Raw genomic sequence first — 13,205 nt, 5'->3', positions numbered from 1 at the left:
TAGCATCCCCCCTCTACCTTATTTATCTATAATTTTACAGTTTTTACGTGCAAAGGCAAACGATTGCACACATGAACGGGGACGGTTCTTTTGATTGAATCAAAAGAACCGTCCCCATGTTCGCACAAAAAAAAGAGGAGGTGTCCCTCCCCCCTAGTTTATTATGAATTTGTATCAGTTGAAGAGCTGTCTGACGGAGTCGTGCTCTTTGTTTTTGTATCATTTGTGTTTGTGTCATTTGTTTTTTTGTCGTTCGTGTTTGTGTCATTTGTTGATTTATCTTTTGTTGAATTTTGATCCTTGCTCTTGCTATCATCAATTTTTTGCTTGTTATCAATTACGTTTGAAGACTTTTTTGTCGCAGATTGATCGTCCAGTAATGCGCTCAACGGTTTGTTAAAATAGTTTTGCGGATTTACTGCTACGCCATCTTTGCGGATTTCAAAATGCACATGTGTTCCAGCTTTTTCATTGAACAAGCTTTGTCCAGCCTTGGCAATCACTTGTCCCTGTTCGATTTGGTCGCCAACCTTAACCTTCATATCTTTAACAGACTCATATTGTGTGACTACGCCATTGTCATGTTCAACTTCAATGACATTTCCTAACAGAGAATCTTCTTCCACTTTTGTAACTTTACCGCTCATAGCTGCCACAACATCGAATTCTTTGCCATCGTTCATGCCAATGTCAATCCCAGTGTTTGGAACATACGTATTTTTATAAACTACTAATGCAGCTTCCTGATCGGCTTTTTTGCCTGAGAAATCATAGAATTTCTTTTGGACAACAGCTTGTGCTGCATCCTTCACAGGCATTGCAAAGTTTTCCATCGTGCGGTTAACTTCAATCGCCGGATCATTGAATTTTTTGCCAGCAATATCAGTAGATTTATAATCGTATTTGTCTGTCGCGTTGTTGTTACTTGTTTGATACCATAGGACCGCAGTCAATATGATTGCTGCACTTGCAATATAAATGGCTGGAAATACCCAACGCTTTTTCATGAAGCGTTTAAAGCTGGAGCTTTGAGAAGATCGTTTATTTTCTTCCTCTCTCATTATCATCACCTCAGCAATCAGTCTGAACAGATCAGTAGAATTATATACACGCCCAAAAAAATTTTTTTCTGCTTATTTTTCGACAATGCGAAATATTTTATGCATCAGGGGTAAAAATTTTTTCTGGCTTGTAATAAATACGCCCTTTGTTCGTGCCTGTATAGGGTAAATTTAGTGATTTGAGGATCCTATTCGTGCTGCGAGCTGATGAAATGTGAAGGAATTGCCGGAATTCTGCGTTCGTGATCGAGGGTTTAATCAGCAGGAAATAATCGTTGAGGGTTTCAATATGGGCTGTTTTTGACTGATGGCTGCATTGAGAACAATACCATGTACCTTTATTATATACCATTGGAAGCGAAAGGCACTTTGGGCAATATACACCGGTGAGGATTTCATAGGGTGAAATATTATAGAGTTTTTGAATCGTAAACACTGGGGGTGTATGTGCGGCTAACAAGGCTTCTCCTAGTTTTTTTAAATTGGATTTTTTAGGATTCGCGGGTTTTTGAGTTTGGGTTAACAGGTGGATTTTGTCAATCAAGGTTTCATTCGTGCACACTCTTTGAAAAATTTTCTCATTTCCAGGATCAGTGGTAATGATTGTTTTATCATTACTGTTTACGAACAAATATTCAACCGGTACGTTACCTAAATTGTGGTGCGCCAGCCAGTTTTTAAGTTGGTGTGCCTGTTCGTGGACTTGCAGGATCGGATTTTGAACCCGTTTTTTTTTCGTTTGATTAGGAAAAGTACGAAGCACTTGGTTGAGATGTTTATCAAAGTGAAGGTCCCCCGCCCAGTTTTTTACTTCGAGGGGTAAGATCAACGAGGTTGATAAAACAAGCGTATCAATTTGAAAAAATTTATCTTCTTCCGTGCATGGCAAGCGAAGATCATGAATAATATCATATTTATCTTTAGGCAGCTTTTCTAAATAATAATCAATTGACTTCTCGCCTCGATATCCGGTCATTCGATGGTGATAGTCTTCTTCAATCACACTCCGTTTCGGATGAAAATTCTCAATTCTCCTTTTTAGCGCCAAATCTAGGAGAGCTCTTTCGGGAGGTAAACAGGGTTTCAAAAACAAGCACTTCACTCCCTTCTCTTTTTCGATTATAGTATTCTCTTTCTTCTTTCAAAATCCTTCTGTTTTTTGGATATTTATGATTTTATCTACGTCTTTTCTCCACATATCGACCGCTTTCCCTCATTTATCGACCTCTTTTGGTCCGATATCGACCCCCTCCTCCACAAAAATCCAAACCAAAACAAATAACCAGTCCGTGGACTGGTTATTTGTTTGCTGTTATCAGGGCGAGCGTGCTCTCTGTGGAGGTGATGTCCACACCGGTGTAATAGTGTTTGACGATGTCTTGATACGTTTTGCCGTCAGCAGCCATTCCGTTCGCGCCGTATTGGCTCATGCCAACGCCGTGGCCGTAGCCTCTTGTATTGATGATGATATTATCGCCTTTTCGTTCCCAGGTGAAGTCGGTGGATTTAAGATCGAGTTTTTCACGAATTTCCTTTCCAGATAGAACTTTTCCGCTGAAGTTCACTTTGCCGACACGTTTTCCGGCTGTGCGTTCGGTGATTTGACCGATGGTGGCTCCACTTCTTATGTGAACGCCAAGCTTATTTTCGAAGTTTTTAACAGTGAAGATTTGCTGGTTGCTGAACTTGGGTGATTTTTTATCCCATGGACTCGTGACACTGCGTAAATATGGCAGTTTGCTTGGCCAATAGTCCTCGGAATTTTCGGTGTAGCCATTGCTTGTCGAGAAAAAGGTTGCTTGAATGGGGTCACCGTTGTAGGTTAGGATTTGACCGCTTGTCGCTCTTACAGCATCAAGGATTTTTTTCCTTTTCCAGCTATAATCCGCTCCCCATTCCTTGCGCAGCTGGTCGTCGCTAGAGTAAACCTGGTCCATCGTTGTGTCGCCAACCTGAGCACCTTTTGGCAGCCCGAGATGATTCTCCTTACTCATTAATTGTCTGACAATATACGTTCTCGCGGTTAGGGCCTGTGCTTTGAGGGCTTCTTCCTGAAAATCAGCCGGCATTTCCGATGCGACCACGCCAACGAGATAATCTTCTAGGGGGATTTTTTCTAGTTTGGATTGGGAGAAACGGTACACACCCACTTCTACACCTTTGTCTGCAGTGACTTCCGTTGCTTTCGGAGTCTTCTCTTCTAACTTTCCGCTGGCCTTTTCCTCTGAAAATGGCAATACGAGCACGGCTGGTATGAGTAAGGTTACGACAAATAGGAGTGATGCGAGGACGATGAGTGGTTTGAATTTTTTCATGAAAAAGCCTCCAGTATGAAGTTATGTACTACTCATTCATACATATGGACGCGGACAAGCATTTATGACTTTATTTTTTTGAAAAATTCAGCTGAATTCGCTAGGTGATCCACTAATTCCGCGGCGTACTTTACGAAAAATCCAATCGCAATCCACTCGCAGACAAGCATAATTTTACTCACTTCAGCATATGTATTTTTGAAAAAATAAACCGAAGAACGCATCTGTTGGCTCTTCGGCTGGCTCTTTAATAAAGATATTTTCAAAAAAATGACTAAATCAAGCGTTTAAATCAGATACAAGTGGTTCGACGACTGTAAATGTTTCATCGTCCTCATTCACGCGTTCAATATCAGCGCCGAGCATTGCTAATTTTTTATGAAAATCAACATAGCCGCGGTCTAAATGCTTCAATTCTGTAACGCGTGTCACACCGTCAGCCACTAATCCAGCAAGAATAAGGGCTGCTGCGGCGCGAAGGTCCGTTGCAGCTACTTCTGCACCTTGAAGGTTGGAAGAGCCATTGAGGATCACTGAGCGACCTTCAATTTTGATGTCGGCATTCATGCGACGAAACTCCTCGACATGCATGAACCGATTTTCAAAAACCGTTTCGGTAATCATACTTGTTCCTTCTGCACGAAGCAAAAGAGCCATCATTTGTGATTGCATATCGGTTGGGAAACCTGGATGCGGCATCGTCTTAATGTCAACGGCTTTTAACTTTTCAGGGCCGATTACGCGAACACCATCATCTTCTTCAAAAATAATTACACCCATTTCCTCCATCTTAGCAATGAGCGAGGATATGTGCTCAGGCACTGCACCTTTTATAAGTACATTTCCGCCAGTAATAGCAGCTGCAACCATAAACGTACCAGCTTCAATCCGGTCAGGAATAATCGTATGATTGGCACCGAATAATTGGTTTACACCTTCGATGCGGATTGTTCCAGTTCCGGCACCTCTTACATTTGCACCCATTTCGTTTAAGAAATTGGCAAGATCGACGATTTCTGGTTCTTTTGCGACGTTCTCGATAACAGTCGTTCCTTCCGCAAGCGAGGCAGCCATCATGATATTTTCAGTAGCTCCAACGCTTGGGAAATCTAAATATATCTTGGCCCCTTTTAAGCGGCCGTTTACTTCCGCTTCAATAAAGCCATTTCCTACCTTCACTTTTGCACCCATTGCTTCAAAGCCCTTAAGGTGCTGATCGATAGGCCGGGATCCAATAGCACAACCGCCCGGGAGCGCAACCCGAGCACGCCCATTACGAGCGAGTAAAGATCCCATTACAAGGACGGAAGCACGCATTTTTCGAACATATTCGAATGGCGCTTCTTCTTTTAACTCTCTGGATGCATTAACGACTACTGTATTATTTTCAAAAACCACTTCTGCGTTTAAGTTCCGTAATACTTCATTAATTGTGTATACATCGGAGAGAGTTGGCACATCTCTTATTATACTTTTTCCATCACTTGCTAATAATGTTGCAGCGATAACCGGCAGCACGGCATTTTTTGCGCCTTCAACTCTAACCGTACCATAAAGCCTTTGTCCGCCGCGGACGATAATCTTTTCCAAGAGTATTCCCCTCCGCGTCCATATTCTCTATATTAATATTCAATCGTGATGATTGGTGTGCCAACTACAACGGTAGTCTTAGCGCCCAATCCTGATGCGCGAACACCAATTTGCAAATTTCGATTTTTAATCGAATCAGCGAAGCTTGGCGACTGTGCCGTTACCGACATGAATTTATCCTCTTTTAAGGCTTCTATCTCTCTTGCTTTAAAAATAGTTAATAAATGATTCACAGTTTCTGGCAAAGCCGTATTCATCTTATCATCGAATTCGCCTTTTATACAAGAAAAAATTGTGGGCATTCCATGAAATATGTCGTTTAGCCTATTTTTGTATTGATCCGAGGTAAAAAAGGTTGCAGACTGCTTATTCCACTCTTTCCCGCTGACCCTATATACTATATACGCATCTACAGGATTTTTTGTGTGGGTTGCCATAATTTGAAGCATTTCTTGGTGGTGTTGTGATGTTGGAGATAAGGCTGTTACTTCCCATTTTTCACTGGTCATTGACTCGGACCACTCCCAGTCGGGAAATCTTTCTTTAAGCTTCCGTGTATATTCCTTAGCTTCTCCCGCACTCTTTAGGTTTACCAAATGTTCTCTTGCATACAAAGACCATTCTTTGAGTAAAATATTCTCGTTTTTAAAAGCCGTGACTAATTTAAGCAGATCGCTGTCTCGCTCTCCCGCCGAGATCGCCGTCCGATTCCCAAGTTGAAAAAAAATAAAGCCAACCATTATAAAAAGAACAATATAAATTGCTTTTATTTTCATCTCTACACTCCCTTATCTTCATTGTTACCAAGAAGTTAGAGAGCATACTTGAGAAATGTCGTCACATTTTGACAATTCCTATTTTACTAATTTACTTTAGTGCTAAGTTTGTATTACCACACAAAGAAATTTTTCTGAATTCTATGTTCAATATCACACAAACGATCATGTACTTACTCTTGTTGTTTATGTTCAGTACCACATAAATTGAATTGTACTTAAAAATCTAATAGATGGGAACATGTACAAGTACCTAAATTTTCACATTTGTATGTATTGCATGATCAAAGGTAATTGTTTTGACCGTTGGTAATAATCTAGGAAAAAGTTGCTAACGGATGAACCAATGACAATGGCTAATAATATATACAGCAGCCTGGCCTGAAAAACATGGTTCGATCGTATCAACTTGTCCAAACGAACTGCCTGCAATGCCCACCACGCAAGTCCGATAAAAACCAAATGTGACAATATGCTAAGGAGCGCCTGCTGCCCAAAATCATTTACCATTCTGTCACCTCACTTTTTTAAACCATGAATATTCTAACACATCGTTCACTAAAAAGCTGAAAAGATTGCCCATTTTTCAAAAATTATTTGACAAAATTTCGGGACAATTATATTGATATATCAACATTTATCGAAGGTTACTAATGGCAGCGTTTACAATTTTTGAAGCCGCCATTCTCCGTTCTATCATTAGCAACGTAAAAAAGGAGGCAAACACCCAATTTGGGCGCTTGCCTCCTTTGAAACTTCTGGTTACTTCAAGAAGTCATGGAACTGATTAAAATGGTTATGCAGGAAGTCTAATGCTGTGTTTGGCATGATCCCCATCCAAACCGATCCAACGATAGCGACGATGATAACAACCAGAATTCCAAATGGAATGCTGCTGATTTTTTTATCGTCTGCAGCTGGGCGGAAGAACATTTGTGTCAGGACTCCAAAGTAGTAAAAATACGAGACAACGGTTGTTGCAATCATGACGGATGCTAAAACATAATGGGCGCTTGGGTCAACGAATGCCCCCATGAAAATGTTCAGCTTGCCGATAAATCCAGCCGTACCAGGGAAACCGGCAAGGGACAAAATTAAGATTCCCATTGCAACTGCTAAGACTGGTGAGCGGCGGTATAAACCGGCGTATCCGGCAATTTCTTCTGAACCCGTTTTTTCAGCCACTAATTGAATCACGGCAAAGGCACCCATGTTCATGAATAAGTAAGCAGCCAGGTAAAACCAAATTGCATCAAACATGAAGTAGTTCATTGATGTCAGGGCTACGAGAATATAACCTGCATGTGAAATACTGGAATAAGCAAACATCCGCTTGATATTCGTTTGTCTTAATGCGACGACGTTTCCGATGATCATCGTTGCACCGGCAATGACAGCAAGGTAATTCTGCATATGGAGCAGAATTGGCATGGAGCCAGGGCCTTCTGTTGCAGCAACACCAAATACGGAAATGATAATCCGGATGATGATCACAAAACCAGCAATTTTCGAAACAACGCTTAAGAAAGCCGTTACTGGTGTCGGTGCACCCTGATAAACGTCTGGTGCCCACATATGGAACGGTGCAGCGGCAAGCTTAAAGGATAGACCGACAAAGATCATTAAGAAAGCTAAGCCGAGCATGTAGACATGCTGTGGATCTGCTAATGACTGCAGCTTTGCAGCAATATCTAATAGGTTAGTTGTCCCAGTTAAGCCGTAAACAAAGCTCATTCCATATAAAGTGACAGCTGTTGAAATCGCGCCGTTGATGACATATTTCATTGCTGATTCATTCGAAAGCTGATTTTTTTTGCGCAAACCAGCCAAAATATAAGAAGAAACAGATAATGTCTCAAGGCCGACAAATAGCGTAATTAAGTCGCCGCTTGAAGCCATCATCATCGCACCAAGAAGTGCAGTTAAAAACAGGTAATAAAATTCACCTTTATATTTTTCAAGACCTTCTTTGGCCTCGTAGCTGACGGCCATAAAAAGCACAAGCGCCGAGCCGCCAAGTAACAGGAACTTAAATGCCTTACCAAAGGAATCAAGGCGGAATGTATCATATAGGATTGATGTTGTCCCGCGATCAACTAAGCCGGCAAGTGAAACCATTGCAGCCAAAACACCAACAATGGCGATCCAGCCTAATACTTTCCGGTCTTGTTTATTTGGCATGAACAAATCGAGCACGGTCAAAAGTGCAGCAACCCCAAGGATGATAAACTCCGGTGCCATCGCACTCCAGCTAAATGAAAGTAATGTTTGAAGACTCATCCTTGATCACCCTCCTAACCCAAGCAATGTGGCGTGAAGCGGTGAGCTTAGAACACTTGGGTAAACACCGATTAAAACAATCAGAAGCATGAGTACGAACACAGGAACGAACTCCACTCCTTTTAAATCTACAACTCCAGCAAATTCACGATGTGCTTTTCCGTAAGTAATAGCGAGCACGGCACGCAGCATGTAAGCAGCTGTCATGATAATACCGATTGTACCAATTGCGCCAATGACAGGCATTTTTTCGAATATGCCCACAAAGACCTGGAATTCACCGACGAACCCTGACATACCCGGAAGGCTGAGGTTAGCCATCGCTGCTGCCAGCAAGAAGCCGCCGATTACTGGAATTCCTTTTGCCATACCACCCAAACTGGTGATGTCCGTCGTTCCAGTTCTTTCATAAACAGCACCAACTAAGAAGAATAACAATGCTGAAATGAGACCGTGTGAAACCATTTGGAAAATGGCACCTTGAATTCCGGCTGTATTAAGAGCTGCAAGTCCCAAAAGGATGATTCCCATATGGGAAACCGAAGAATACGCAAGCATCAATTTGAACTCCGTTTGGATAAATGCAAGGAACGCACCGTATAATAGGTTGATTAAACCAAGTACGGCTAAAAGAACAGCAACCGATTTAAATTGCTCTGGGAAAATTCCCAAGCCAAAGCGGATTAAACCATATGCTCCGATTTTCAAAAGAATCCCGGAGTGAATCATAACAACAGGGATTGGAGCCTGTGCGTGCATGCGCAGCTGCCAGCTGTGCAATGGAACGATCGGCAGCTTAATGCCGAAGGCAATTAGTAAAGCAATAAATAAACCAAACTTCGCCCCTTTCGAAAGCGGTGCAATCAATTGTGCATTTGGATCATTAATTAGATGATACAATGCATCAATATTGGTTGTACCTGTGCGGGCAAATAAGACCATGATTACAATTAACAAAATAGCTGAGCCTAATCCGTTATAGATTAAAAAGCTAAATGCTGCTTTTTCTTTTTCAAAAAAGCCCCATTTTCCTGTTAAGAAGAAGGTCGGAACAAGGGTCATTTCGAAAAAGATAAAGAAGAAAATTAAGTTTTCAGCAGTAAAAACGCCGAGCATTCCTGTTTCGAGAATGAGGAAGAGCATAAAATAGCCTTTCCACTCTTTCTTAATGTACATAGAAGCAGTAATGGCGGCAAGCGTTGCAACCACTGCTGTTAAAACAACCAACAGCACGGAAAAGCCATTCACACCTAATTCATAAAAAACTGAGAATAAATGCTTATCTACCTTTTCAAAGCCGCCAAATTGAATCCACGATTTTGCGATTGAAAAATCGCTTAGACTTTTTCCGGCAAGCTGATGGAAGTAAACTCCCAGCGCCAGCACCAATGACGGCAGTGTAAATAAAATTCCGACTGCCTTGATCGATTTTTCCTGTGTTTTCGGCATAAATGCCAACACAAGCACACCTAGTAACGGGGTGAATACCAGGAATGTTAGAACAGAAGATAAACTCATTTTAAGTACCCCCCTGTTAGAGCATAGATGACGACTAGAACGGCAAGGCCGACAAAGGCCATAGCACCGTATGTTTGAATTTGTCCACTTTGTAATTTAGAGCCTGCTTTGCCTAGTCCTTGGACGATTCCAGTAACTAAGGCAACTAAGCCTTCGACAATGAAGCGGTCAATAAATTGACAGATATAGCTAATTCCTTTTGTCCAGCTCAAAATTGTATATTGATAAAATTCATCTACGTAATATTTATTGTATAAAATTGTGTGCAGCGTACCGCCTTTGCCGCTGAGCCAATCACGGGAAATCGAACGTTTGCCGTAAATTAGCCAGGCTAGATAAATTCCCAATAAGGAAACTACAGTTGCTACAATCATAATCCAGGCTGGTTCACCTTCATGATGTCCGGCGAGCACTGCGTTTCCTTGTGTTAGCCAATCGCCAAGGAAGGAACCAAACCACGGTGTATTTACATAACCGGCAACCACTGCGAGTACCCCAAGGATGATCATTGGGAACGTCATCGACGATGGTGACTCATGGGCATGATCAACGTCTTTGCTGCGTGCTTCACCGGTAAATACCATGAAGAACAAACGGAACATGTAGAATGCCGTAAAAAATGCGGCAATGACGGCAATCGTGAAGAGAATAGGATGTCCGCCTTCCCAGGCTGCTGCTAAAATTTCATCCTTACTGAAAGATCCTGAAAGCAGCGGAAAACCGCTGATTGATAATGCGCCAATTAAAAACAATGGACCGGTCAGGCGCAGCTTTTTCCAAAGTCCGCCCATTTTTTCAATATCCTGATTACCGCCAACGGCATGAATCACACTACCGGCTGCAAGGAACAGCAAGGCTTTAAAGAAAGCATGCGTCATTAGGTGGAAAACTCCGGCCACGTAGCCTGCAGAACCTAAGGCGAGCATCATATAGCCAAGCTGGCTGACAGTTGAGTAAGCAAGCACTCGTTTAATATCAGTTTGTACTAAGCCAATGCTGGCTGCAAAAATAGCTGTAAATCCGCCGATAACGGCAATCGTCATCAAGGCTGTTGGGCTGGCAAGAAACAGCGGGAATAGCGCTGCAACTAAGTAAACACCAGCGGCAACCATTGTTGCGGCATGGATTAAAGCCGAAACAGGTGTCGGACCTTCCATTGCATCTGGAAGCCATGTGTGCAATGGGAATTGACCTGATTTACCAACTGCACCGATGAAGATTAAGATTGCTGTTAACGTAATCATTGATTGTGAAACTGAGCCGTCCTGAACGGCCTTAAAAATTGTGCTGTATTCGAAGCTTTTTGTCTGCCAGAATAATAGAATCATTCCGATAAACAAGCCTACATCCCCGATTCGGGTCATAATGAAGGCTTTTTTTGCAGCTGCCTTTGCTTCATCTTTGTAAAAATAAAAGCCGATTAACAGGAAGGAACCAAGACCAACAAGTTCCCAAAAAACATATGTTTGCAATAGATTTGGTGAAATAACGAGACCAAGCATTGCGAATGTAAATAATCCAAGGTAGGCATAGAATACTGGGATTCGCTCATCACCATGCATATAACCTTTTGAATAGGTATGTACCAGGAAACTGACAAGCGAGACGATAAACAGCATTAATGCATTTAATTGATTCACTTCAAAGCCCGCTGTTAAATGAAGATCTCCTATGGTGAGCCAGTTAGCTTTGACCAGGTAGGTCGGCCCATTAAACCGGGCAACCAAGACCAAAATCGCAAAAACAAGCGAAAGGAATGTGAACAGCATCCCTACATATGCACTTGCTTCCTTAAGTCGCTTACCGAATAGAAGAAGGATCAAAAACGATAATAGCGGGAAAAGCGGTATGAGCCAAGCATTCTCCATCATTATCACTATCCCCTTTTTTTTACGCGCTAACCGCTAGATGGCGCGCAGATTGGGCCCGCATTGTGCGGGGCAGACAAGGCTTCCGGCCATTTGGCCGTGCGCCTTTTTTGTTAGGAATTTACTAATCGATCGTTTGATTAAAAGCTGATGCGACCGCATAAAGACTGTTGATCAAACATTTGGCTAAATGTTTATATGAACAAAATTTATATATTTTTGAACTTTGATAACGGTCCAGCTCCAGCGCCCAGCAACTAGTGTACTTCGCCCACCTCCCTACGATAAGTCAAGCACGAATGCGCTAACGCTCTTCGTGTTTCCTTTATCTCAGTCGATGTGCTCCAGTCCATACGTACTTGCACAGGATGTGCTGATGTCGACGTTCGCCACAGGACGTGGCGGGTTTTAGTCGACGTACCTTAATTCGGTCGCTTCCGCTTTTAGTTTTTCATCTTATTGATTTCATCGATATTAACAGTTTTGCGGTTTTGGTAAAGCGAAATCAAGATCGCAAGTCCTACCGCTACTTCTACCGCTGCTACAGCCATTGAGAATAGTGCAAACACTTGGCCGGTAATCGATGGAGTTATCCCATATTTACTGAAGGTAACCAAGTTAATATTGACTGCATTTAACATTAATTCAGTTGAAATTAGCACGATGATTGTATTTCGTTTTGTCAGGGCACCAAATAACCCGATGCAGAAAAGGATAAGTGCAAGTGCCAAGAAGGCTGATGCGGGAACTGAGCTCATTGGTTTTCCCCCTCCTTGTCGTCTTTTTTAGATAAAACAATCGCGCCGACAAGACCGACTAATAACAGAACAGATGCTAATTCAAATGGGATCGTATATTTAGAATAAAGGGCCTTGCCGATTTCCAACGTGTTGTTGACATGCAGGCTGCTCGGAACTTGGACAACATCATAATTGTAAATTCCAAGGTATACGGCAAAGGCAAAGCCAAGTACGCCTATAAACACAAGAAATTTCCGCAGCTTATGACCAGTTTCTTCATTCTCAGCGTCATGTTTGGTCAGCATGATTCCAAATAGCATGATAATTGAAATGGCGCCAGAATAGATCATGACTTGAACCCCGGCGATAAATTCGGCTGACAGCAAAATATAAATGCCGGCGATGCTGATAAACGTAAAGGCAAGCGAGACGATAATTTGAAATACTTTTGTCAGGTTTAACAATAGGACGCCGCCAATGATGGCGACTAAAGCGAGACAAATGAAAGCTAAAAATTCTCCGGAAAAGGTCATGGTTTATTCACCTTCCGTACATTTTCGTCATTCTCGTCCAGCCATTGCAGGTTTTTAAATAATTGATCACGGCTGTACTCTGCCAATTCAAATTTATTTGTCATCACAATGGCTTCAGTTGGACAAACCTCCGTACACAAGTCACAAAGGATGCAAATCTCGAAATTAATATCATACGTATCGATCACTTTACCTTTTTTCGTTGGGTCAGGATGCTTTTTGCCGGTTAAGTTAATACAATTTGTTGGGCAAATCGTCGCACACTGATTACAAACAATACATTTCTCCGGATGAAACTTTTGGATGCCGCGGAACCGGTCCGGCAATGGCAGCGGTTCATTCGGATAATTGTACGTTACAGGTTCCCGAGATAAATTTTTAAGGGTATATTTTAAACCTTTTGCAAACTTAAACACGTTTTTTCACCCCTTTTTAAAGTTTAAGTATTTATGTCTATGAACTTTGATAACTGTCTAGCATAGCGCCTAGCATCTAATGTACGTTACTGCTAAACTTGCGCTTCC

General features: G+C 42.0%; 12 protein-coding genes. All 12 read right to left on the bottom strand.

The features are described 5' to 3' along the window. Positions 1 to 161: 161 nt before the first annotated feature. The 12 genes from spoIIQ to nuoI all read right to left on the bottom strand — a co-directional run bounded on the left by spoIIQ (position 162) and on the right by nuoI (position 13,097). Positions 162 to 1,061, bottom strand: coding sequence for a stage II sporulation protein SpoIIQ (gene spoIIQ / locus JN080_RS11740; RefSeq protein ID WP_256236196.1), 900 nt, complete (start codon positions 1,059 to 1,061; stop codon positions 162 to 164). Between the two features lie 97 nt (positions 1,062 to 1,158). Continuing rightward, on the bottom strand, positions 1,159 to 2,154 hold the full coding sequence (locus JN080_RS11735) for a nuclease-related domain-containing protein (RefSeq protein ID WP_256236195.1): 996 nt from the start codon (positions 2,152 to 2,154) through the stop codon (positions 1,159 to 1,161). Between the two features lie 205 nt (positions 2,155 to 2,359). After that, positions 2,360 to 3,376 (bottom strand): stage II sporulation protein D, encoded by a 1,017-nt coding sequence (gene spoIID / locus JN080_RS11730; protein ID WP_256236194.1) that lies wholly within the window; start codon positions 3,374 to 3,376, stop codon positions 2,360 to 2,362. Positions 3,377 to 3,655: 279 nt separating this feature from the next. Next, a complete protein-coding gene (gene murA, locus JN080_RS11725; protein ID WP_256236193.1) occupies positions 3,656 to 4,966 on the bottom strand; it encodes a UDP-N-acetylglucosamine 1-carboxyvinyltransferase in 1,311 nt (436 codons plus the stop codon). Between the two features lie 32 nt (positions 4,967 to 4,998). Then, positions 4,999 to 5,742, bottom strand: a complete 744-nt coding sequence (locus JN080_RS11720) for a YwmB family TATA-box binding protein (RefSeq protein ID WP_256236192.1) — start codon at positions 5,740 to 5,742, stop codon at positions 4,999 to 5,001. Positions 5,743 to 6,003: 261 nt separating this feature from the next. Continuing rightward, positions 6,004 to 6,252, bottom strand: coding sequence for a DUF1146 family protein (locus JN080_RS11715; RefSeq protein ID WP_256236191.1), 249 nt, complete (start codon positions 6,250 to 6,252; stop codon positions 6,004 to 6,006). Positions 6,253 to 6,504: 252 nt separating this feature from the next. Then, a complete protein-coding gene (nuoN, locus tag JN080_RS11710; protein ID WP_256236189.1) occupies positions 6,505 to 8,022 on the bottom strand; it encodes an NADH-quinone oxidoreductase subunit NuoN in 1,518 nt (505 codons plus the stop codon). 6 nt (positions 8,023 to 8,028) lie between these two features. Beyond that, positions 8,029 to 9,540 (bottom strand): complex I subunit 4 family protein, encoded by a 1,512-nt coding sequence (locus tag JN080_RS11705; protein WP_256236188.1) that lies wholly within the window; start codon positions 9,538 to 9,540, stop codon positions 8,029 to 8,031. Continuing rightward, the gene (gene nuoL / locus JN080_RS11700) at positions 9,537 to 11,411 is read right to left on the bottom strand and encodes an NADH-quinone oxidoreductase subunit L (RefSeq protein WP_256236185.1); all 1,875 of its coding nucleotides are present in this window, start codon (positions 11,409 to 11,411) and stop codon (positions 9,537 to 9,539) included. Before nuoL ends, JN080_RS11705 begins: the two co-directional genes overlap by 4 nt. Before the next feature lie 440 nt (positions 11,412 to 11,851). Beyond that, the gene (gene nuoK, locus JN080_RS11695; protein ID WP_256236184.1) at positions 11,852 to 12,166 is read right to left on the bottom strand and encodes an NADH-quinone oxidoreductase subunit NuoK; all 315 of its coding nucleotides are present in this window, start codon (positions 12,164 to 12,166) and stop codon (positions 11,852 to 11,854) included. After that, a complete protein-coding gene (locus JN080_RS11690) occupies positions 12,163 to 12,681 on the bottom strand; it encodes an NADH-quinone oxidoreductase subunit J (protein WP_256236183.1) in 519 nt (172 codons plus the stop codon). Before JN080_RS11690 ends, nuoK begins: the two co-directional genes overlap by 4 nt. After that, complete coding sequence (gene nuoI, locus JN080_RS11685; RefSeq protein WP_256236182.1) at positions 12,678 to 13,097, bottom strand: NADH-quinone oxidoreductase subunit NuoI; 420 nt, start codon at positions 13,095 to 13,097, stop codon at positions 12,678 to 12,680. Before nuoI ends, JN080_RS11690 begins: the two co-directional genes overlap by 4 nt. Positions 13,098 to 13,205: the final 108 nt, after the last annotated feature.

It is taken from the genome of Bacillus sp. EB600, assembly GCF_024494385.1.
Taxonomy (GTDB): Bacteria; Bacillota; Bacilli; order Bacillales; family Cytobacillaceae; genus JAEVLT01.
Note: the sequence above shows the minus strand (reverse complement) of the source record. Positions and strands in the feature narration are given on the sequence as shown.